At 34.3% G+C, this 23,253-nt stretch carries 24 protein-coding genes; 3 read left to right on the top strand and 21 right to left on the bottom strand.

Annotation, left to right across the window (positions count from 1 at the left end; translation table 11 throughout):
• Positions 1–8: 8 nt before the first annotated feature.
• The 15 genes from DB895_RS10215 to DB895_RS10145 form a co-directional block, all read right to left on the bottom strand.
• Positions 9–476 (bottom strand): hypothetical protein, encoded by a 468-nt coding sequence (locus tag DB895_RS10215; protein WP_116725265.1) that lies wholly within the window; start codon positions 474–476, stop codon positions 9–11.
• A 63-nt stretch (positions 477–539) separates the two neighbouring features.
• The gene (moaA, locus tag DB895_RS10210) at positions 540–1,547 is read right to left on the bottom strand and encodes a GTP 3',8-cyclase MoaA (RefSeq protein ID WP_116725264.1); all 1,008 of its coding nucleotides are present in this window, start codon (positions 1,545–1,547) and stop codon (positions 540–542) included.
• A complete protein-coding gene (gene moaCB, locus DB895_RS10205; RefSeq protein ID WP_116725263.1) occupies positions 1,534–2,448 on the bottom strand; it encodes a bifunctional molybdenum cofactor biosynthesis protein MoaC/MoaB in 915 nt (304 codons plus the stop codon). The genes moaA and moaCB overlap by 14 nt, the downstream gene beginning before the upstream one ends.
• Positions 2,449–2,589: 141 nt before the next feature.
• Positions 2,590–3,027 carry a molybdenum cofactor biosynthesis protein MoaE gene (locus DB895_RS10200; RefSeq protein ID WP_116725262.1) on the bottom strand — a complete coding sequence of 146 codons (438 nt, stop codon included), beginning with the start codon at positions 3,025–3,027 and terminating at the stop codon, positions 2,590–2,592.
• Position 3,028: 1 nt separating this feature from the next.
• Positions 3,029–4,123, bottom strand: a complete 1,095-nt coding sequence (locus DB895_RS10195; protein ID WP_116725261.1) for a HesA/MoeB/ThiF family protein — start codon at positions 4,121–4,123, stop codon at positions 3,029–3,031.
• A 90-nt stretch (positions 4,124–4,213) separates the two neighbouring features.
• Positions 4,214–4,450: a MoaD/ThiS family protein gene (locus DB895_RS10190; protein ID WP_116725260.1), complete on the bottom strand. Its 237-nt coding sequence runs from the start codon at positions 4,448–4,450 to the stop codon at positions 4,214–4,216.
• Positions 4,447–5,244, bottom strand: a complete 798-nt coding sequence (cobA, locus tag DB895_RS10185; protein ID WP_116725259.1) for a uroporphyrinogen-III C-methyltransferase — start codon at positions 5,242–5,244, stop codon at positions 4,447–4,449. Before cobA ends, DB895_RS10190 begins: the two co-directional genes overlap by 4 nt.
• Complete coding sequence (locus tag DB895_RS10180) at positions 5,241–5,813, bottom strand: molybdenum cofactor guanylyltransferase (protein ID WP_116725258.1); 573 nt, start codon at positions 5,811–5,813, stop codon at positions 5,241–5,243. Before DB895_RS10180 ends, cobA begins: the two co-directional genes overlap by 4 nt.
• Before the next feature lie 90 nt (positions 5,814–5,903).
• Positions 5,904–6,644 (bottom strand): sulfite exporter TauE/SafE family protein, encoded by a 741-nt coding sequence (locus DB895_RS10175; protein WP_116725311.1) that lies wholly within the window; start codon positions 6,642–6,644, stop codon positions 5,904–5,906.
• 6 nt (positions 6,645–6,650) lie between these two features.
• Complete coding sequence (locus DB895_RS10170) at positions 6,651–7,823, bottom strand: molybdopterin molybdotransferase MoeA (RefSeq protein ID WP_116725257.1); 1,173 nt, start codon at positions 7,821–7,823, stop codon at positions 6,651–6,653.
• A 429-nt stretch (positions 7,824–8,252) separates the two neighbouring features.
• Positions 8,253–9,011 (bottom strand): peroxide stress protein YaaA, encoded by a 759-nt coding sequence (gene yaaA / locus DB895_RS10165; protein ID WP_116725256.1) that lies wholly within the window; start codon positions 9,009–9,011, stop codon positions 8,253–8,255.
• Between the two features lie 209 nt (positions 9,012–9,220).
• Entirely contained in the window at positions 9,221–10,339 is a 1,119-nt protein-coding gene (gene dnaJ / locus DB895_RS10160; protein WP_116725255.1) for a molecular chaperone DnaJ, read from the bottom strand.
• A gap of 100 nt (positions 10,340–10,439) precedes the next feature.
• On the bottom strand, positions 10,440–11,018 hold the full coding sequence (locus DB895_RS10155) for a nucleotide exchange factor GrpE (RefSeq protein ID WP_116725310.1): 579 nt from the start codon (positions 11,016–11,018) through the stop codon (positions 10,440–10,442).
• A gap of 379 nt (positions 11,019–11,397) precedes the next feature.
• Positions 11,398–12,723, bottom strand: a complete 1,326-nt coding sequence (locus DB895_RS10150; RefSeq protein ID WP_116725254.1) for an ammonium transporter — start codon at positions 12,721–12,723, stop codon at positions 11,398–11,400.
• 271 nt (positions 12,724–12,994) lie between these two features.
• Positions 12,995–13,372, bottom strand: a complete 378-nt coding sequence (locus DB895_RS10145; RefSeq protein ID WP_116725253.1) for a PH domain-containing protein — start codon at positions 13,370–13,372, stop codon at positions 12,995–12,997.
• Positions 13,373–13,463: 91 nt separating this feature from the next.
• Between DB895_RS10145 and DB895_RS10140 the strand changes: the two genes are divergently transcribed.
• Positions 13,464–14,999, top strand: a complete 1,536-nt coding sequence (locus tag DB895_RS10140) for a YifB family Mg chelatase-like AAA ATPase (RefSeq protein WP_116725252.1) — start codon at positions 13,464–13,466, stop codon at positions 14,997–14,999.
• A gap of 384 nt (positions 15,000–15,383) precedes the next feature.
• On the opposite strand, the gene DB895_RS10130 is transcribed toward DB895_RS10140, so the two are convergent.
• From DB895_RS10130 to DB895_RS10105, 6 genes are all read right to left on the bottom strand, one after another.
• The gene (locus DB895_RS10130) at positions 15,384–16,394 is read right to left on the bottom strand and encodes a 3-oxoacyl-ACP synthase III family protein (RefSeq protein WP_116725309.1); all 1,011 of its coding nucleotides are present in this window, start codon (positions 16,392–16,394) and stop codon (positions 15,384–15,386) included.
• Between the two features lie 137 nt (positions 16,395–16,531).
• Positions 16,532–17,806, bottom strand: a complete 1,275-nt coding sequence (locus DB895_RS10125) for a YCF48-related protein (RefSeq protein ID WP_116725251.1) — start codon at positions 17,804–17,806, stop codon at positions 16,532–16,534.
• A gap of 90 nt (positions 17,807–17,896) precedes the next feature.
• Positions 17,897–18,844 (bottom strand): ABC transporter ATP-binding protein, encoded by a 948-nt coding sequence (locus DB895_RS10120; RefSeq protein ID WP_116725250.1) that lies wholly within the window; start codon positions 18,842–18,844, stop codon positions 17,897–17,899.
• 153 nt (positions 18,845–18,997) lie between these two features.
• Positions 18,998–20,317, bottom strand: a complete 1,320-nt coding sequence (locus tag DB895_RS10115) for an ABC1 kinase family protein (RefSeq protein ID WP_116725249.1) — start codon at positions 20,315–20,317, stop codon at positions 18,998–19,000.
• 53 nt (positions 20,318–20,370) lie between these two features.
• Positions 20,371–21,042 carry a TetR family transcriptional regulator C-terminal domain-containing protein gene (locus tag DB895_RS10110; RefSeq protein ID WP_116725248.1) on the bottom strand — a complete coding sequence of 224 codons (672 nt, stop codon included), beginning with the start codon at positions 21,040–21,042 and terminating at the stop codon, positions 20,371–20,373.
• A 261-nt stretch (positions 21,043–21,303) separates the two neighbouring features.
• Positions 21,304–22,245 carry a LysR family transcriptional regulator gene (locus DB895_RS10105; protein ID WP_116725247.1) on the bottom strand — a complete coding sequence of 314 codons (942 nt, stop codon included), beginning with the start codon at positions 22,243–22,245 and terminating at the stop codon, positions 21,304–21,306.
• A 94-nt stretch (positions 22,246–22,339) separates the two neighbouring features.
• On the opposite strand from DB895_RS10105, the gene DB895_RS10100 reads away from it, so the two are divergent.
• Together DB895_RS10100 and DB895_RS10095 are read left to right on the top strand one after the other, a co-directional pair.
• A complete protein-coding gene (locus DB895_RS10100) occupies positions 22,340–22,819 on the top strand; it encodes a Dps family protein (RefSeq protein WP_116725246.1) in 480 nt (159 codons plus the stop codon).
• Positions 22,820–22,948: 129 nt separating this feature from the next.
• Positions 22,949–23,230 (top strand): hypothetical protein, encoded by a 282-nt coding sequence (locus tag DB895_RS10095; protein ID WP_116725245.1) that lies wholly within the window; start codon positions 22,949–22,951, stop codon positions 23,228–23,230.
• Positions 23,231–23,253 lie beyond the last annotated feature (23 nt).

The following is a 23,253-nucleotide window of genomic DNA, read 5'->3' as shown; positions in this document are numbered from 1 at the left end:
AAAAAAAGTTATTTTTTATGTCTTAATAATTCTAATAATTTATTAAGCACTTCTATGTCTTTTCCGTATTCAAATTCTACTTTATATTTTTTTTTACTAGTTCCTATTTCAATCCATTCTACCCCTCCATCAGCACAGTCTGGGCAGCCAATTGTGTTTGGAAGTTTATTGAATTCGATAAGATTTACATTTTCAACAAGTACTTTCCACTTATTATTATCAATTAATAAAGTGTCTGTTTTGTCAGGATTTGCATTATTTTTACCCTTTCCCCACGATTTGCTGTATGAAGTTATCAAACCACTTTCAAACTTTGTTTCATTAAAACAATATCCACTACACATTCCGAAACTTGTTCCATGCTTAATAAATTTAATTGAATCAATATTAGTTTGCCCAATACAAATCCAAGAACTTATATTTAATACAAAAAATATTGGAATTGTCAGGCTGTTGTATTTTTTTGTAGTTTTCATAATATTATTTACAAAATTGGCATATAGTTCAGTCCATTTAAAGACAAAATAATTTGTAATAAATCACCCCCCAATCGCAATCATGCTGCGGTTATCTTGATTCAAAGCAGGATTATTTACCTCCTCGATAGTAGTCATTCCCGCTCGAACTTTCTTTTTATTTTTAATGGCAAAAGCAATCAACTGGTCTATTGATTCCCCATTTCTAAAAGGAGTCAGCAAATCTGTTTCGGAGTTAGAGAACAGACAGTTTTTTATTTTCCCATTGGCCGTCAGGCGAATTCTGTTGCATCCGTCACAAAAAGGGTTGGTAATGGAACTGATAATACCAAAACTTCCCAAGTAGTTTTTTATTTTGAATTCCCTTGCCGTAAAGTTTTTATCGTCTTCCAATTTCTCTAAATGGGATTCTGAGAAATGATGTTGCACCAGATCGAGAATCTCCTTTTGTGAAACCATTTTGCTTCTGTCCCACTCGTTTCCTGCAAATGGCATGAATTCTATGAATCGGATGGAAAGCGGCAAAAATTCAGTAAGCTTTATAAAATCAATAATTTCGACTTCATTAAACCCTTTAATCAAAACCACGTTAATCTTGATTTTGAAGTCATTATTTAATAATAAATACAAATTACCAAGTACCTTTTCGAACTGATTTCGTAAGGTAATTGTCTGAAATTTGGAAGGAACCAAAGTGTCCAGACTCAGATTGATTTTCGCTACATTAAACTCCTTTAAAACCGCAATATGTTTGTCAATTAAAATTCCATTTGTAGTGATGGAGATTTCGGTTCCCAGCGATGCCAGTTTGGCTATAATCTCGGGAAAATCTTTTCTTAACAACGGTTCTCCTCCGGTAAGTCTTATTTTATCAACACCATTATTGACAAATGTTTGGGCGATGGCATGAATTTCTTCAGCGTTCATTAAGGACGTTTTAGGGCTTAGAACAATTCCGTCAGCAGGCATGCAATAAGTGCAACGCAAATTGCATTTCTCAATTAAAGAAATACGCAAATAGTTGTGTTTGCGTCCAAAATCATCCGTTAAAAGCGTGTTATTCGACATCATGGTTATTGCCCTTTAAAATATGAAAAACATGTAACACGTGAGGAAATACAGCATCCATAGACTCCTTTGCGCCATTTGTCGAACCCGGCAAAGCCAATACCAACGAATTTCCTAAAGTTCCTGCGACTGTTCTAGAAAGCATGGAATACGGCATGCGCTGTTGCCCATAACTACGTATGGCTTCTTCAATTCCCAGAATTCGGGTTTCTAATAATGGCTCCAATGCTTGCGGTGTAACGTCTCTTGGCGAAAGCCCGGTTCCTCCGGTAAAAATGATCAATTGATTTTCTTTTGCGAAAGCTTTAGTTCGCTCTTGAATTACATCAATTTCATCCGGAATTATTTCGTAATGCGTAGTTTCGACTCCGCAACCTTCCAGTTTTTCAACAATTATTTTACCCGAACGATCTTCTTTATCTCCCGCAAAAATAGAATCGGAACAAACGAAAACCGCCGCTTTAATGGCGGATGGAAATCTATTTTTGAAAGACGATTTTCCGCCTTCTTTACTGATTAATTTAATCGTCGAAATCTCTATATTTTTGTCAATAGGTTTGAGCATATCATACATCGTAAGCGCCACAATAGAAGCACCGTGCATCGCCTCGACCTCAACTCCGGTTTTGTAAACCGTTTTCACTTTGAAGATAATATCAATACTTAATTCGTTGATTTCATATTCAACCGATGTAAACTCAATTGGAATAGGATGGCAATCAGGAATGGATAAATGCGTATTTTTCACCGCAAATAAACCTGCCGTTTTAGCCATTTCAAGTACGTTTCCTTTTGGAACCAGATTATTTACAACGGCATCAATTGTGGCTTGAAGACTCACAATTACCGTTGCTTTTGCTGTTGCAGTACGGAGCGTACTTATTTTATGTGTGATATCGACCATTTTTATGTGTCTAAAGTTTTAAAACCTAAAGTTGCAAGGTCAGCCTCTTGAAACTATAAAACTGTTATTTTTAATTCGTTTGGATTATTCTATTTATAGTATTCAAAAAGACTTTCAACCTTCGACTTTATGACATTTAGACTACAAACTATTTTTCTTCCAGGTAAAAGTACTGTTTTCAAATATTTCTTTACCAAAAATAGGTACGTCTGTTTTAATCCAATTCACAATCGTTTCCGTTGCTTCATACACTTGCTTTCTTCTGGTTGCCGAAACAAAGACAAACAAACAGATCTCTCCTGCTTTAACCACGCCCAAACTATGATAAATGTGCATGCAAATCAAATCGAATTGAGCAAAAGCGCGCTCTCTAATGGCGTCCATGGCTTCGTTTGCCATTTCTTCATAAGCCGTGTAATCAATTGCAACAACTGTATTGCCATCAATTTCATCGGCTCTGACTTGTCCCAAAAAAATATTGTGCGCGCCAATAGTCATTTTCGATTGGTGTTTGGCAATCGACTGCCCTATAAATTCCGAAGGAATTGGTCCCTCTATAAAAACAGTTTTCTTACCCATGCTAATTATTTATGCTATTAGAAACTGAAGCAGTTTTGTTATATCCTATTTTATCCATTTTTTTAGCACCACCCGCAATACTCTTAACATTCTCAAAATTATGTTTCATAAGGATTTCAACGGCCTTTTTACTTCTAATTCCGGATTGACAAAAAACATACAGCGTTGCTGTACTGTCCAACCGATGCCATTCCTTTTCCAATTCATCTAATGGAATTTGGACACAGCTATGGATAGCCATTTTTGGATATTCATCGGAATTTCGAACATCCAAAAAAACCACTTTAGGATTATTAATTTGCTTTAAAGCGACAATGGCAGCGATTTCAAAAATAGGATTTTCAGACAAAACATATTTCTTTTCAAAACTCAACTTATCCATAGTAACGGTAGTTGATTTTGAAAATTCAAATTTTTGTTGTTCGTTATTCAAAATATTATAAACCAATAATTTACCATACATTACCTCTCCTATTCCTAGAATAATTTTTAAAACTTCATTTGCTTGAAACATTCCAATAATTCCTACTGAAATACCCAAGACTCCAGCCTCATTACAACCCCTAAAATCACTCGTTTCATCCGGAAATAAACAACGATAGGTTGGTCCACCCTCATAATTAAAAACGGAAACCTGTCCTTCAAATTTATAAATAGATCCGTAAACAAAAGGCTTGTTTGTTACACAACAAGCATCATTAATCAAATATTTTGTATTCAGATTATCGGTAGCATCGACTATAATATCATACTGTTCGAATAACGAAATCGCATTTTTATGATTTAACCTTTCGGTAATTGCATTGATTTTTATTGAAGGATTTAGTTCCAAAGCCATTGCTGTCGCTTCAAGAACTTTACTTTTTCCCACCGAACTGCTTTTATAAATCACTTGACGGTGCAAATTGGTCACATCGATCTTATCATCATCCATAATCCCAATTTCACCTATACCGGCCGCAGTCAAATAAGGCAAAACAGCCACACCTAATCCACCTGCACCAATGATTAAAACTTTGGCTCGTTGCAATTTTTGTTGACCAATAACACCCACTTCTGGAAGTATGATTTGTCGGTTATATCGTGTAGTATTCATAAATTTATGTTTAAAACAAACGTTTTGTTGCCGAATGCCAAACTTTTTTAAATCAAAAATCGTTAATCAAAAATCTTCAATCAGAAATCCTTATCCTCCGGCAAACGGTGGCAATAATGCAATAATATCATTACTTTTCAATTTGTAATCTGCTGTGTCCTGAACTATTTTCTGATTGATTGCTACACTAAAAGACAACTGACCCAATTGATATTTTTGTTCTAATGTCGATAATAAATCAACTAATTGCATCCCTGAAAAAGAGAATTCCTCTCCTTCAGTTTTTGTTTTCTCAGCTATCATACCAAAATACTTTACTGCAATCATGCCGTTAAATTTAAGTTTTGAAAAATAAACTCCTCTTCTAAAAATTCCACTTGAAAATAGTTGGTCAATTTTGAAGCGTGTTTGACAACTTCCCCAATTATAATAATTGCCGGAGAGGAGAGTTGCTGCTCTTCCACGAGTTTCTTAATAGAACTTAACGTGCCCTCCACTTTTTTCTCCGTGTCTTTTGTTCCATTTTGAATGATAGCAACAGGCAAATCATCGGTTCGGTTGCTCTGATAAATAGAAATAATTTCATCCAATTTATTCATTCCCATCAAGATAACTACCGTTGCGGATGATTGTGAAGCCAAAGCCACATCTTTAGACAATTTATGATCTGAGGTGGTTCCGGTAATTACCCAAAAACTCTCAGCAATTCCTCGCTGGGTCAAACTGATTCCGTTAGATGCCGGCACTCCTAAAGCAGATGAGATCCCAGGCACAATAGCTGTTTCCAAATCAAATGTTTCGGCATATTCTATCTCTTCACTTCCTCTTCCAAAAACAAATGGATCTCCGCCTTTCAATCGAACGACGTGACCAAAACGATTTGCCATCGACACAATCAATTCATTAATTTGATCTTGACTATAAGAATGGCACCCAAAACGTTTTCCAACAAAAATGATTTCCGCACGGGTCGCATATTGCAACAATTCTTCATTTACAAGTGCGTCGTATAGAACAACATCGGCGCTTTCCAATGCTTTAATTGCTTTTAAAGTAATCAGCTCTACATCCCCGGGACCTGCACCGACAATCGTCAATTTTGGCGTATTTGAATTTTTCATTTTAACTGGAATAAATTGGCATTCAATTCGTTTAACTCTGTAACAGAATTTATATTTTTAAACAGTTCTCTTTTTTTACCTGCAATCGGTATCAGTTGATGGGTTACTTTTAAAATGAAACGCATCATTTTTAAATCACTTGAATCAATTGCCTTTTTCAAAATTGGCAATATTTCTTTTGAATAAATCCCTACCAAAGGATGAATTCGTTCCGAATCTTCAAAAACGGAAACATCAAAATTTGAATTGTGTTTTTCAACTAATTCCAATAGTATTTCGGTTGAAATTAATGGAATATCACAACTCAATATCAAATTCATGTTAGTTGTCGAATGTACCAGCGCCGAATACAAACCACCCAAAGGTCCTTTATCAAACACTATATCTTTTATTTTTTTGTAAGCTAAATAGTCATAATCATTCGTGTTGGTAACCAATTGTATGTTGCTCGAAATTGGCAAAACCGCTTCAATAATATGCTCGATAAAGGGTTTATTTTGATACAATACCAAACCTTTTTCCGATTGCATTCGACTGCTTTTTCCTCCACAAAGAATTGACACTTGCATAAAAAATAATTTAATTATTTCAAATTTAATTCATAAATACTTATATTTAGAAACATCTACTTCAATCATAGCTTTATTATTTTAAAAAAATTAAACAATAAGCTTCACACTTGCCAAAAGAATTACCGTTGCTAATACATATTTTAACACCTTATTGGAAAAATAGCCACTACCATAATACGCTCCTAATACCCCTCCAAGAATGGCTACCGGAACTAAATAAAAACTTTCTGTAGGAAACGTTTTGTCTCCCATAAAATAACCCGAAAGTCCCGCAACCGAATTGACAAAGATAAACAAACTTGATATTGCAGCCGTTTCTTTTAACGTCGCCCAACCCAATAATAAAAGTATCGGACTCAGGATGACACCTCCACCAATACCTAGCATTCCGGATAATAAACCGATTCCAAAACCTATTCCCATAGCCAATGGAATATTTATTTTAGTGGTTTCTCTTTCTTTAGAATTAAAAAATCCGAACAATCGTAGTGCCGCCAGAATCAACACCATTCCCAATAATATCTTGTAAAAGCTATTATTAGGAATCATTCCTCCAATAAAAGCACCTGGAACCGAAGTAATTGCAAAAGGATAAAACAGTCTGGGCTTGAAAAAATCTTTTTTAAAATAAAAGAAAAAAGAAATTGCCGAAACAAATAAATTCAATAATAAGGCCGAAGGCTTCATCACCGAAATAGGGAATGCAAAAAGCGCCATCAACGCTAAATAACCCGAAGCACCCCCATGTCCTACGCTGGAGTACAAAAACGCAACTACCGCTAATAATACGCCAAATAAAATTAAAAAATCTGTATTTATTATTGACATCTGCATCTAATTAAGTGGTATAACCATTACTTCCAGGTCTTTTTCAATATTTGCCACATCATATGGCAAATAGATTAAGGCATTTGCAACCGCAAAAGTGTTTAACATGGCTGAACTTTGGCTCTCTAAAACCGAAACTTTTTCGTCATCGTAAAACCCTTTCAAAAATAACGTTTTCCCTGATGTATTTTCTATTGCAGAACTTATTTTACGTTTAATTTTCGGCAAATGAATCGCTTCAAATCCCATATTTATTTTTAGTGCGGGATGAACATAAATGTAAAAACTAGTCAATGTTGAAGCCGGATTTCCAGGCAAGGCAAAAACTATGGTTTTATCTTTTTTCCCAAAAAACAAAGGCTTTCCGGGTTTCTGATTGATTTTATAAAACAACTCTTCCACGCCATTAGATAAAAGCGCTTCCTTAACAAAATCATAATCCCCAACCGAAATTCCGCCGGAAACAAGTACAACATCAAAAGCAGAGAGACAGTGTTTCAAAATTTTTTCCGTCGCTTTCAAATTATCTTTTACTCGGAATGCTTCTATTTTCTTAATTCCCACTCCCTGCAAACAAGAATTAAGCATAATGGAATTACTTTCGAAAATTTTCCCTCTAGGCAATTTTTTTCCAGCTTTTACCAATTCGTTACCTGTAACTACAATCGCCACTTTTGGCTTGGCATAAACCCTAATTTCCGTAATTCCTAAACAAGCTAAAAAACCTATAGCCGCAGGAGTTATCAAGGTGTTTTTTTCGAATACCAGTTCGTTTTCTTTTATTTGCTCCCCTTTATTTCTCACATTTGCAAAACGGGATGGCATTTTGGTAATTTCAACCGTTTTATTTTCAACGGTAGTATGTTCCTGCATAACAACTGTATCCAGATGATCTGGAACAAATGCTCCTGTAAATATTCTGACAGCCTGATTTTTCTTTATTTCCTTATTCAAAAAACCACCAGCTTGTAAAGTATTTACCACATCAAACTGTTGCAATTCACTATGCAAAAATGCGTATCCATCCATTGATGACTGTCGAAAAGGTGGCATATCCATTGGAGAAAATATAGTTTCCGCCAAAATAAAACCAAGTGATTTGGCTACCTTAATTTTTCTGATAGGCATCTTGCAACAATTCTCTGCAATAATCGATAAGGCTTGGTCGACTTGTATCATATATATTTCAAAAACTAAGTAAAAATACTTATTGCAAATATAAGTAATTATATTTAGTTGGGACAAAAATTAACTGAATTTATTTGGTATGAATATGTGAATTTAAAACTTATCTGAAGACGTGACCGCAAAAAAGAAGACTTAATTAAACATTTATTGAATAAAATTCATGAATTCATTGGAACAAAAATAAATGATATAATTCCAAAAAAATATAAAAGGAGGATAAAAAGTGTTTTTCACGACTATTAACAAAGAAAAATCGCGTTAAGAATAATAGTCTTTACTCTAACAAATGAAAGTCCCGTTGAAATATTCATCAACAAAATTTATTATTGCTGAGAATTACAACCAATTCATCCCTTTAAACGTTGCTCTAAAACAATCCCAAAACTTTCAAAATCTGTTAAAAAAATTACCAATCTGCTATTAACGTGTAAAAACTAATTTATTCCCACTTGATAAATTGGAGTCAAACTGATAACCTTCATAATTAAACCCTTTTAAATCATCTAGAGTTTCTGCATTAGTATCAATAATATAACGCACCATCAACCCTCTGGCCTTCTTGGCATAAAAGCTTATTATTTTTAATTTACCATCTTTATAGTCCATAAAATTAGGAGTGATTACAGGAACTTTCAAATTTTTAGCATCAATTGCCGAAAAATATTCGTTGCTTGCCAAATTGATAAATAGTTCCTCCTTTTTAAGTTCCTTGTTTAAAGAATCCGTTATTTTTTTTCCCCAAAACTCATACAGATTTTTATAATTCCCAATAGCGATTTTAGTACCCATTTCCAGTCTATACGGTTGTATTAAATCCAAAGGCCTCAACAAACCATACAAACCCGATAAAATTCGCAAGTGATCCTGAAGAATGGGTATTTTCTCTAACGGAATGGTCTGCGCCTGTATTCCAACATATACATCACCTGCAAAAGCATAAACAGCTGGACGGGCATTTACAGGATTAAAAGGTGTTTTCCAGTCTTTATTACGTTGCCAATTTAAATCGGCCAATTTATCTGAAATTGACATCAATTCTGACAATTCTTTGGGTGATTTTAGTTTTATTTCTTTATTAATGATTTTACTTTCTTTGATAAAGCGCGATTCAGAAAATTCTGGCATGGGCAATTGGGTTTCAAAATCTAAAGATTTGGCTGGAGAAATAACTATTTTCATGCAAGATTAAAATTAAAGTGCGGTAACTGTGTTTCAAAAATACGAATTGGCCTGATATTTTTGTATATGAAATTTTTAAAATTTAGGTTACTTCTGAATCGTTCATTAACAAAAAACCACCCTTGTTTGCGTAAGGATGGAAAAAAAATTACATAAAGACGAATTACCCGTTTCCGGAAAAAACTCAAATGTAATATACTGCTTCCAATTTAGGAGAACATGTCTTTGACTTTCTCAAAAAACGATTTGTCACTCTTTTCAGGATTAGGAATGAAATTTTCATCGGACAGATTATTCTCGAAAAATTGTTTTTGTTCCTTATTTAATGTTTTAGGCGTCCAAACATTTACGTGAACTAATAAATCGCCATTTCCATAACCATTAATATTAGGAATCCCTTTTCCTTTCAATCGCAGAATTTTTCCGGATTGAATTCCTTCTTCCAATTTTATTCTTACTTTCCCGTTTACAGCCTCAATATCTTTTGAAATCCCGAGAACGGCTTCTGCAAAACTAATATACAAATCGTAATGTAAATTCTCGCCTTCGCGTTTCAAAAAATCATGTTCTAATTCTTCAATAGCAACGATTAAATCTCCTGGAATACTGTTTCCTGGAGCATCATTTCCTTTATTGGACACTTTAAGTTGCATGCCGTCAACAACTCCAGCCGGGATTTTTATAGAAACCGTTTCGTCCTCTAAAATCATTCCTTGTGAATCTGCATTTGCTGGTTTTTTATCTAAAATTTGCCCCGATCCACCACAAGTAGGACAAGTGGAAGCCGATTGCATTCTGCCTAAAATGGTATTAGTCACGCGCATCACCTGACCTTGACCATTACAAGTAGAACACGTTTTATAAGAAACCCCTTGCGCCTGAACTTTACGTTTTACCTTTACTTTTTTCTCCACGCCATTGGCAATTTCTTCCAATGTCAATTTTACTTTGATACGAAGATTGCTCCCCTTCATTCGACGCTGACCGCCACCGCCACCGAAACCGCCACCGCCGCCAAATGCGCTTCCGAAAATATCTCCAAACTGACTAAAAATGTCATCCATATTCATCCCGCCATGACCGCCATAACCACCGCCGCCGTTGCCATCAAAAGCCTGATGACCGTATTGGTCATACTTCGCTTTTTTGTTAGGATCACTCAAAATTTCATACGCTTCGGCAGCTTTCTTGAAGTTTTCCTCTGCAACAGGATCTCCGGGATTTTTGTCAGGATGAAATTCTATTGCTTTTTTCCTGTAAGCCTTTTTAATTTCAGCTTCATTAGCATTTTTGGTAATGCCTAATATTTCGTAAAAATCTTTTTTCATAATTCGATCGGGATTAAAGAATTTAAATTTAGGATTTTGTCCCACTTTCTAAATTTCTTATTCAATATAAAAATTAGTTCCAGTTTGTAGAAAATGGTATTTAGTTACCTATAACTACCTTTGGGAAACGGATGATTTTATCGCCCAGTTTGTACCCTTTTTCTAAAACATCAACAATTTTTCCCTTAAAATTAGGCGATGGGGCTGGAATTTGAGTAATTGCTTCAGCAAAATCGGCATTAAAAATATCACCCACTTTTATTTCAACCTCTTCTAAACCTTTCGAAATTAAAGTGTTTTTTAATTTCTCGTGAATGAGTTCCACTCCTTTCAACAAAAGATCATCGTCCGACTTCTTTATTTCAGTCAATGCCCTGTCAAAATCATCCATTACGGGCAACATAGCTTGTAAAACTTCCTGATTGGCAGTTTTAAATAAATCCAAACGCTCTTTGGCAGTTCGTCTTTTATAATTTTCGAATTCGGCAAAAAGTCTTAAAAACTTATCTTTTTCCTTAACTAAATCTTGCGCTAATTGCTCTTCCAAAGACAACTCTTCAACGATAAGTTGTTCTCCATTGGCATTTGCTTCTAATGTAGCATCGTCTATTTCCTGATCTCGTTCTGTATTTTCAGTGGTCATCTTGCTTTTATTTTTGAATATATTTTTAAATTTCATTGCAAACTTTATAATCAAAATTACTGCCATTTATAAAAAATTGTCAAATTGTCACTGTTTTAGTCATCATTGGGGATTTAACAGAACTAGCATCTAAATATATTGGGTAAAATGTCTTTAAAAATATAATTAAAATTAATAAAATTTTAAGACTATTTCGTTTTCGTTTTCATTAAGTTTGTCTCAGTAAATTTTAATTTGCTAAAATTGAAACTTAAGGTTAGTGTTAAGCTTCTAAAATATTATTAATTCAAAAAATTTTATAAATAAAAAGCTCCGTTTACATCAAACGGAGCTTTTTTTGTTTTTTATGTATTTAAAATCAAAAACACTCTAAAAACGAATCTCTAGAGTGTTTTGATTTCTTTATTTAAATGACTTACAAATATTCACCATGTTGAGAAATATCTAAACCTAATTCTTCTTTTTCTTCACTTACTCTTAATGGAGTAATTTTGTTCACAATAAAGAATAAAGCGTATGAAACTGCAAAAGCAAATATTGATACCAAAACCAATGCTTTTAATTGGATTAAAAATAAAGTGGCGTCACCAAAAATCAAACCTTGGTTGTCGCCAACAATAGGATTCACTGATTTTGAAGCAAATACACCCGTTAAAAGCATACCAACCATACCACCTACACCGTGACAGGCAAATACATCCAAAGCATCGTCAATTTTTCCTTTAGGGAATTTACTCACTACAAGGTTACTTACAATACTTGCAATTACACCAATGGCAATTGCAGAAGGAATTGAAACGAAACCTGCAGCTGGCGTAATCGCAACCAACCCCACAACAGCTCCTATACAGGCTCCCATTGCTGATAATTTGTGACCCAAAATTTTATCAAGAAATACCCAAGCCATTGCAGCAGCAGCGGCAGCAACAGTTGTAGTTCCTAGTGCTTGAGCAGCAAGACTACTAGCACCTACTGCAGAACCCGCATTGAAACCAAACCAACCGAACCACAACAAACCAGTCCCTAACAACACATATGTAATACGAGCCGGGTTTACTTTTTGAACTTTTCTTTTTCCCAAAAACATTGCTCCTGCAAGAGCTGCCCAACCTGCACTCATGTGTACTACTGTGCCTCCTGCAAAATCAAGAACTCCCATTTTGAAGAACATTCCATCAGGATGCCAAGTCATGTGGCACAAAGGTGCATATACTAATAATATGAATAAAACCATAAATAACAAGTATGCCCAAAAACGGATACGTTCTGCAAAAGCCCCTGTGATTAACGCTGGCGTGATGATAGCAAATTTTGCTTGAAAAAAAGCAAATAAAAGCATTGGAATAGTTGGAGCCAATTCCCAAGCCGTATTAGCGCTTACCCCTTGAAAAAACATATTGAATGTTGGATTACCTATGAAACCACCAATAGTTGGTCCAAAACACAATCCGAATCCAATAACTACCCATAAAACCGTTACAATTACCATTGCCATGAAACTTTGCAACATGGTACTAATTACATTCTTTTTCCCAACCATACCTCCATAAAAGAAACCAAGTCCTGGTGTCATTATCAGTACAAGAGCGGTGGCTACTATCATCCAAGCCGTATCACCAGTGTCTAATTTTAGGGCAACAACGTGCGCTCCTAATGTTGTAACATCCGGAAATAAATAAATGGAGAAAATGGATAATACCAAAATCGTGATTAGAATCACACTTAAAATAATTTTTCGCATTGTTTTTAGTTTTAAAATTTTGATAAAAGTATAAAAACATTTGAAACCCCCATTAAAAACACGTTTTATTATTTAATTTTTATCATTATTTCAAAATATACCACCAAATTTTAGGGGTATATGATAATTCAATACCAATATTTACAATTCAGCAATACTGATTTTAATAAATAATGCCCTTTTCGGAGTGTAAATACATTGTTTACCAATAAAAAATGCACCAAGTGTACTAAAAACAATTGATGCATTTTTTATAGATAATTGTAAGTCTCTATTTTAATGTGTGTTGACTCAAAATCTGATAAACCTCATTGATATTATTGCCTCCTTTTCCGAACTGTTTGGATATTGGAGTATGTTCACTTTTAAGCCAAATTTTCAACTCCGCATCCAAATCGAGTATTCCAGCACTTTCTTTAGAAAACTTTTGGATATTAAAATATGGAATTGACATATAATCCACTTTAGTACCTACCAATTGTTTCTCTACCAAAATTAATCGTTTATTCGTAAAAACAAACATGTCTTTAATCACTTTATAGGCCTTTTCAATAATTTCACCATCAATTAAGATAGGTTCAAATTCTTTTGAAACGTTTTCTATATTTACTTCTGATGCGTTGCCTAAAATAGCATTGAATATTCCCATAATTATTATTTTTTTTTGAATTTCAAAATTATGGTAAATTACTTCTTGTTACAACCAATATTTTATTAATTTAACATGCTAAATTTATGACATGCTAATTAAAGTATTTGGAAGCGCCGTTTTTGGTGTAGAAGCAACGACAATCACCGTAGAAGTAAACATGGATAAAGGAATTGGGTACCACCTTGTTGGCTTACCCGATAATGCGATTAAAGAAAGTAGTTACCGTATTGCCGCTGCACTAAAAAACAACGGATATAACATGCCAGGTAAAAAAATTACCATAAATATGGCTCCAGCCGATTTACGTAAAGAAGGTTCAGCCTATGATTTAACATTGGCTATTGGGATTCTGGTTGCCTCTACCCAAATTAAAGCCGATGAAGTCGACAAATATATCATCATGGGAGAATTGTCTCTGGATGGCAGTCTACAACCCATAAAAGGCGCTCTCCCCATTGCCATAAAGGCCAAAGAAGAGGGGTTTAAAGGGTTCTTCCTCCCCATTCAAAATGTGAAGGAGGCTGCAATCGTAACGGGTTTAGATGTATATGGTGTTGAAAACGTACAAGAGGTTATTGATTTTTTTGAAGGAAAAGGAATACTAGAACCCACAACGATTGATACTCGTGCCGAATTTTATAAAACATTGGATTTTCCCGAACATGATTTTAGTGATGTAAAAGGCCAAGAAAGTATTAAGCGTTGTATGGAAATTGCGGCTGCAGGCGGCCATAACATTATTCTTATTGGCCCTCCTGGGGCTGGAAAAACCATGTTAGCCAAACGTTTGCCAAGCATTTTACCACCTATGACTTTGCGCGAAGCACTCGAAACCACAAAAATCCACAGTGTTGCGGGAAAATTAAAAGAAGTAGGATTGATGAATCAAAGACCGTTTCGAAGCCCACACCATACGATTTCAAATGTAGCACTTGTTGGCGGTGGAAGTTACCCGCAGCCAGGGGAAATTTCAATGGCTCATAATGGCGTTTTGTTTTTGGATGAATTACCAGAATTCAAGCGTGATGTCTTAGAAGTCATGCGTCAACCCTTAGAAGACCGAGAAGTCACAATTTCTAGAGCCAAGTTTACCGTGACCTATCCATCCTCTTTTATGTTAGTGGCAAGTATGAATCCGAGTCCGAGTGGTTTTTTTAATGACCCTGATTCACCACAAACCTCCTCACCTCATGAAATGCAACGGTATTTAAGTAAAATTTCGGGGCCTCTTTTAGACCGAATCGATATTCATATTGAAGTGACCCCAGTTCCTTTCGAAAAATTATCTGATGACAGAAAAGCCGAAAGTAGTGTTGATATACGTGCCAGAGTGACACAAGCCCGAGAAATTCAAACGTCACGCTTTGAATCGAATGAAACCGTAAATTATAATGCACAAATGAATACGAAACACATTCGTGAATTTTGCAAACTTGATGAGACTTCCCTTCAGTTATTGAAAACCGCCATGGAACGTTTGAATTTATCCGCGCGTGCCTATGATCGAATATTAAAAGTTTCCCGGACCATTGCGGACTTGGAAGGAACTAAGGATGTTGGCGCTTCACATATTGCAGAGGCAATACAGTATCGCAGTTTAGATAGGGATGGATGGCTTGGGTAATGAAAAAAGTATGCCGTTTGAAACAAAACCGCACCAATTAATGAAAGGTATTACACTGGAATCATACTGCTCAAAGCCTGTATTTTGAGACTTTTTGATAGAAGTCTTAAAAAAGAATTGGGTCTTTAAAAAAACTCAAAAATAATATTTATCTTTACTTGAATAAATTTTAAAACTAACTTTAAAAAAAATATCATGGCCAAAAGTCAAGACGCAAAGAAAACCGTAAAAAAAGAACCACTTAAAACGGCAAAAGAAAAGAAAGAAGAAAAAAGAGACAAGAAAAATAGTCCTAAAAGAGATTAAAAATTCTAATAAAGATTTTTTCAAAAAAACCGAGATATATGTCTCGGTTTTTTTGATTTCAGCAAATCACAAGTATTTTTACCATTTAATTATGGCACTAGCCCAAGTAAACCCACTTCCAAACGCAGCTAAAACTACCGTATCTCCAGACTTAATTTTTCCTTTTTCCCAAGCTTCAGTCAATGCAATAGGTATAGAAGCTGCCGTGGTATTCCCGAATTTTTGAATGTTATTAAAAACTTGGTCGTCCCTTAAACTAAATTTTTTTTGAATAAATTGTGAAATCCTCAAATTAGCCTGATGAGGAATTAACATATCTATATCAGACACTTGCAAATTATTAGCTTGCAAAGCTTCATTAATCACTTCACTAAAACGAACAACTGCATTTTTAAACACAAATTGCCCGTTCATGTGTGGAAAATAACTTTCGTCATCCAGATTATTATCCGCAAGGATATCCGTAACCCATCTCCCTCCCATTCCTGGCGCTAAAACCGCCAACTCTTTAGCATGTTCCCCTTCGGAATGCAAATGCGTCGATAAAATTCCTTTGGTAAGATCTTCTTCCCTGCTCAATATGGCTGCTCCTGCACCATCGCCAAAAATCACAGAAACCCCACGTCCCCGATTAGTCATGTCTAAACCCAGAGATTGCAATTCAGAACCAACAATCAGAATGTTCTTATACATTCCGGTCTTAATATATTGATCAGCAATAGACAAAGCATAAATAAATCCAGAACATTGGTTTCGAATATCCAAAGCTCCTACTGTTCTTAAGCCCAATTCTTTTTGTAGCATTACACCCGGACCAGGAAAATAATAGTCGGGAGAAATCGTTGCGAAAACGATAAAATCGATAGCCTCTTTTGCCAATCCTGAGCGTTCAATGGCAATTTTAGCCGCTTTTACACCCATCGTTGTTGTAGTTTCTCCGCTTCCTTTTACAACATGTCTTCGCTCTTTAATTCCTGTTCTTTCCTGAATCCATTCGTCGTTAGTGTCTATAATTTTTGCCAAATCATCATTGGTCACAATATTCTCAGGAACAAAGTAGCCTAGTCCTGATATTTTTGAATGGTATATCATGGTATTTTTAGTATTTTATTAAAAAAAGGAAGCCAAATTTAAATAATCCGTACATTATTGAGCCACAAGATACGGTATTTTTATAAATTGACAACCATCAATTATTTACCAAAAAAAATAGATTAATTAAGGACTTATTTCACAAACTTTATCGATTGTCTTCCCGTATTTGTATGCAGATTTATTATGTAAACTCCAGTTGAATATGGAAAATCGAAAGTATACGTTTTTGACGATGCCTTATTAATATCATCTTTCTGAAGCTCTTTAATCCGATGTCCCAAACTGTCATAAAGTTCAATGATGACATGGTCACTTTCAGTAAATCCTATAGTGACATTTAATTTGTCCTTAACTGGATTGGGCTGTACAAATGCTTTTAAAGGCATTCTGGCTTTTTCAACAAAATCAGTAGTTGCTAAATTGGAATCGTTAAATTTATAAATTGTAGTTCCTGATGCGTATGCTAAATTATCATTCAAAATAAATATTCTGTTTAAATTACTCCCAATAGTAGTATTTGTCCAAGTATCTCCACCGTCAGTAGTCTCATAAAAACCTGTCGCATGTCCACCCATCCAACCGTGTTTTTCGGTCAAGAAACCAACAGCCTGAACATTGGTATCAGGAAAAACTTTGCTCGTCCAATTAACACCTGCATCTAATGACTGGATTAGCCTTCCCGTATTGGGAGCTTCAGTTTCAACTGAACCAAATAATACCTTTGAATCTGAGCCAAGAATTTGTAGCTTCCAAACGTATTCTCCAGCAATATTGGTATTGTAAATCTCCGTCCAAGAGTTTCCGCCGTCTGTCGTTTTTAGGACAACCCCACCAGTAGTACTTTTTCCGGAAACATATCCTATATTTTCATCCAAAAATAAAATTTCTACAAGGGCATTTGCATATGCGCTCATGTCGATAAACTGCCATGTTTCACCACTATCGATGGATTTTATGATGTAAGCCGGTGAAAAATAGGCTCCACATCCATAAACCGTAGTAGCTCCAACTGTATCAAGTCCACATATCGCTGGAGGATTAGTTGAAAAATTCGTTACGGTTGTCCAGGTGTTACCTCCATCAACGGTCTTAAAGAAAGCCCCATTTAGAGTGCCTACAAAGCCAACATTTTCATTAAGGAATTCAATATTTCTAAAATAATAATTGCCCGGTAGTGAAGCCGATTTTTCTGATAATTGCTGAGTCCAGGTTGTTCCTCCGTCAGTGGTTTTGAAAACAGCTGCATAGGCACCATTTAATGCCCAACCCAAGTTTTCATTTAGAAAAAAAACATCATCAAAACGTTGGTTATTTCCGTTAGATAAAATTGAAGTTAACGGTCTCCATTGCAATTGTGCAGTCAGGGAAATTGAAAATAAAAGTAACAAATAGTAATACTTTTTCATGTGGGATTATTTTTTGCTAAAATAAAATAAATATCCATACATTCTCTTATTAAGTCCTTTATTTATCTTAAAACAATACGAAATATTTAATTATTTTTTTAATGCCAGAAAAATAAAAATTTCTTTTTCCAGCGCTGTTAAACTCTCAAAATAGAGCCGTTGCTTTTCAAAAACAGCTTCAATTAAATACCCGTTCCCTTTATAAAAAGAATTCTGAATCCGAACTTTCAAATCTGATTTTTCTACCACTTGAAGTTGATACGGATAAACTAAAAGTATAGTTTCTTTATCTGTTGAAGATTGAAGCAAATGTGAAGGAATTTCATTTACCTCATCAAAGAGAGAGGCTATATATTTACTTTTTTGAAGTTCATAAACTTTTTGGGTTTGGTCTTTAACTATAAGATTCCCGTTTTGAATGACAATCGTCTCGTCTGAAAATGCCAGAATATCTTTACTGTCATGTGTGGCAATGATACAAATGATTTGTTTTGCCTTTAAATATTGAAATAGATTTCTTCGAAGAGCACTTTTTCTAAAAGTATCTATTTGGCTAAAAGGTTCATCTAATAACAAGACCTCGGGCTCTAATGCTAAAACTCGGGCTAAGGCCACCCGTTGTTGCTGTCCTCCACTTAAATATTTAGGTTTTATTTTTGCAAATTCCGTCATTTCTACCATTTCCAATAATTCGCGGACACGAGCAGCCTTTTTATCTTTGTTCATATTCGAAAGAAACTTGCCTATATTCTCTTCTACGTTAATATAAGGCATTAAATCGAAATCTTGCGCCAAGTATTTAATGTAATCTTCTCCAGGCACTAGGTTAAATTTAGGCCCTAAAATTTGTTTATTATCATAAACTATTTCCCCTTTATCTAAATCATATAACCCATATATTAATTTTAAAAGCGTGCTTTTCCCACATCCACTTTCCCCAATTATAGCTATATTTTGTCCTTTCTGAATAGTAAAACTGATATTCTGTATGACAGGGGTGTCGTTATAGGAAAAGGAAATATTATTGACGATTAACATAAATTGAAAAAATATTGAAATTAAATTTCAAATTTAAATAAAGAATGGAAGCATGGGACATTCTTTCAGATAAAATTATTTTATACAAAAAAATAAGAGCGAATTTCCCCAAAAAAGACGCTCTTATAATCAACATAATAACCAACAAACTAACTATTTTTCAACACTATTATATATCATATAATTTTTAGTATCAACTCTTGCTTTCAAATCATTCAGGAGATTGTATAATCCAAAAAATGTTCTATTTATATATAAAAAATGTTTGGAACCTCTATTCCCATTCATCTTCCTTAACTGGGTGTCTTTTGTAAATTCTTCTGCCATGGTTGCAATGGCTGCAAAAAAGGCTTCGTCCGAAAAATCAAAATAATCCACATGGAACGGTTTGGTAAACAAACTCAATAGCTTATGAAATATTTCTGTAAAATACGTAATCTCTATTTTAGAATCGTCGGGTCTCAATATTTCTAATTGATATAATTTTTCTTTAAATAGTATTGGATTATTAATAAATTTTGGATTTGCCAATTCAAAATAAGGCACATAAAATTCCTCCGGCACTTTCTTAATACATCCAAAATCAATCGGCATCAAAAGAGACTCTTTGTCGATTAAAAAATTACCGGGATGCGGATCTGCATGTACTTGTCGCAACTCATGCATCTGAAACATATAAAAATCCCAAAGCGCCTGACCGATTTTGTCCCCTTTTGCTCTATCGGTATTATGAGCCACAAATTCAGACAAATGTTCCCCTTCCATCCAATCCATGGTCAAAATCTTTTCTGATGACAATTCGGGGTAATATTTCGGAAATCGTAAATCTTTGATGTTTTTACAGGCTTCAGCCATTTCTATGCTTTGTTGGAGCTCTAAAACATAATTGGTTTCTTCCAATAATTTATGTTCTACTTCTATAAAATATTTCTCAGAATCTTTACCTTTCAGATTGAACATTCTGGTAGCAAAAGGCTTTACCAATGCCAAATCAGAACTTATACTCTCTGCAACTCCAGGATATTGAATTTTAACGGCAAGTTTCTTTCCGTCTTTTGTAGCCGAGTGTACCTGACCGATACTTGCTGCATTTATGGAATCTGGGGTAAACGTATCGAATAGGTCTTCCGGGAATTTACCTAAATATTTTTTAAATGTTTTTCTGACTAATGGCGCCGATAATGGCGGAACGGAAAATTGTGATAACGAAAATTTATCTACATAAGCTTGTGGCATAATACTTTTGTCCATACTCAACATCTGGGCAACCTTCAAGGCACTTCCCTTCAAATTCTGTAAACCGTCATAAATATCTTCCGCATTACTTTCATTCAGCTTTTCCTTGGTCAATGAAGGATTGATTATTTTTTCTCCATAGTATGCCACATAATTTCCTCCAACCTTAAAACCGGTTTTCACCAGTTGACTGGCACGCTCAATTTTTCCTGTCGGAATTTTATCTAATGTTTTCATCTAATATGGTTTAAATGTAAATTCTATGGATTACTGCTAACAATTACTAAATATTACATTTTGCGTTCTTTCCAAAGAAATTTCCCTAAATCAAATAAGCTTTCCAAAGGCTTTGTATCTAATAAATCGACAACGGTATTTACTGATTTTTCAATAACAATATCTGTTTTTTCAAAACTTTTAGACGTATCTTCCATCCAGAATTTCAAAATAAACAAAAACTGTATCCAAGCCCCTTCCGAAAAAAGAGGCTTTTTAATTTTATCCAGATTCACAACACTTTCCGAGGCATTTGTTTCTATAATTTCAACTATAAACGATTTGAAATGATCTCTGAATTGTGTCAAGTCTTTTAAATTTTTCAAGCCTTCCTGATTCTCTTCCAAAGCATAAATAACATAACTTCTGTTGAGCGTCAGTATTTCGAATAATGTAAAATATAACGTCAACATTTTATTCTTATAAGTATAGGATGAAAAACCTTCCTCTTTCTCTATTGTGGATACTGCATTTTCAAAAAACTTTACCCATATTGCTTGTTTTACGCCACGGAACGAACCAAAGAAAGAATAAAAATCGGCTTCATCAATCTTCTTGTCTTTACAAAAAAGAAAGACATTTTTTGGAGCCTGATTATTTTCTAAAACAGAATCCATATAATAGGAAATAATTTGATTATCATCTATTATATCCTTTTTTGTAGTTGCTTTTTTTGCGGTTGCCATAATTTTGATAGTATCATTAAACTCCTGTAAAGATACAATTTGTTTAATGATACAAAAAAATACATAAACAAAATATTGTGTTAAACTTTTAAATCGCTTTAATAGAGGTTAACACATAACACTCATAAAATTTCAATTAAGGCATCAACGCTATATTTTATGCCTTAAGCATCGATAAAACTTCCGTCAAATAAAACGGCATAGGGACTTCTCAAAAATATTGGAGTCCTACAAAAAAAAGGAGCAAATTGCTCCTTTTTATTATTTCTTAGCGATCGGGCTAATGATTTGTACATTTTGAAAAACAATTGCTCCTTTTACAACTCCAGCAATAGTGGTTCGTAGGGCATCTATAATATGTATTTTCAATTCGCTTTTGGGGTAGATTAAACTGACTTCTCGAGCAGGTTTGGGCTCTTTGAAATGCCTTAATTTTAATTTGTCATTTTCCTTTAGGTCTAAGGTGTGTAAATAAGGTAGCAAAGTCATTCCTAAACCTTCATCAGCTAATTTAATTAAGGTTTCAAAACTGCCGCTTTCAATTTGGAACCGGTTGAATTCGTTTTTATGATAGCTTTTGCATAAATTCATGATGCCGTCACGAAAACAATGGCCGTCCTGCAACAATAAAATATCATCCAAGTTTAAATCTGAAACTTCTATTTCCTCTTTCTTAAAAAGGGTATGACTTTCGGGAACATAGGCTACAAATGGCTCGAAATACAATACGATTTCTTTGATCTTTTCTTCAGCTAATGGTGTTGCGGCTATAGCGGCATCAAGGTTACCGTTATTGAGTTTAGCAATGATTTCATCTGTATTTAGCTCTTCAATGATTAATTTTACTTTTGGATATTTTTTAATAAAATTATTCAAAAACATAGGTAATATGGTAGGCATAATTGTTGGGATTATTCCCAATCGAAATTCCCCACCAATAAACCCTTTTTGCTGTTCTACTATATCTTGAATCCTATCGGCTTCATTGACAATATTTTTGGCTTGGGTAACAATTTTTTGCCCTATATCGGTAAGCTGAATGGGCTTTTTGCTTCGGTCAAATATTAAAATACTTAATTCGTCTTCTATTTTTTGAATTTGCATACTCAATGTAGGTTGAGTTACAAAACATTTCTCGGCAGCAAGTGTAAAGTTTTTATACTCTGCAACAGCCAGCACGTATTTTAGTTGGGTAATGGTCATTATATAGTAATTTTTGATGCAAATATAAAAACAATCAATTTAATTTATAATATGTCCGTTCGATTATTCTCTAAATTTGTTCAAAATAAAAACAATGAAAACTAATATCTTAGGATTACCCGTAGAAAAATCAGAATTAATCATAGTAGAATTAAATGTCTTACTGTCCAATTTCCAAGTATATTATCAGAATTTAAGAGGTATTCATTGGAATATCCGTGGCAAGCGTTTTTTTGATTTACATGTTAAATTTGAAGAATTGTACAATGATTCCCAATTAAAAATTGACCTGATAGCCGAGCGCGTGCTCACACTTGGAGGAAGGCCATTGCATACCTTTGAGGATTACATCAAATACAATCAATTGGTTGTTGGCAAAAATGTTTCAAATGATGAAAAAGCGATTCACCTAATTGTAGATTCTGTATCCCATTTGCTAAAAATTGAAAGGGGTATACTTGTCAAAGCATCTCAAATTAATGACGAAGGAACTAATTCTATGATGAGTGATTTTATTGGAGAACAGGAAAAAACCATTTGGATGATGCAGGCATGGCTGGATGAAACGTTATAAGATTTCAACCCTACCGCCAAAGAAAGCCAAAACAAACACCCTAATTTTAGCTTTTTATAGTGTTAAATTTGTTTTAAATTTTAATCTTGTTTTTTAAATTTCATTCCTTTTAATTCTATTTTTGTCGCAATGAAAATAATAGCAGGTATAGTATTGTTTATCTTTGTCACTTTTCTCATCACGCCAACTGTTGTTTGCTTAATCGAGAAAAATACAGACATTTCAGTATTTTACGGTTTTTCTGAAGAAGAACACTCCAGCAAACAAATTAAAGCAATATTTCATTTTGACGTTACCTACGAAACACTCCAATTGTGCGATTTAAATTCCAGTCTAATTCATTCTGAGAATTTGTCGAAACACGATAAAATTGCTTCAAAAATTTTTATCCCCCCACCCGAACACGTTTAATACAACTCTAATTTCAACAGTTT

The organism is Flavobacterium psychrotolerans (assembly GCF_003097635.1).
GTDB classification, from domain to species: Bacteria; Bacteroidota; Bacteroidia; order Flavobacteriales; family Flavobacteriaceae; genus Flavobacterium; species Flavobacterium psychrotolerans.
This window is presented reverse-complemented; position numbering and strand designations above follow the sequence as displayed.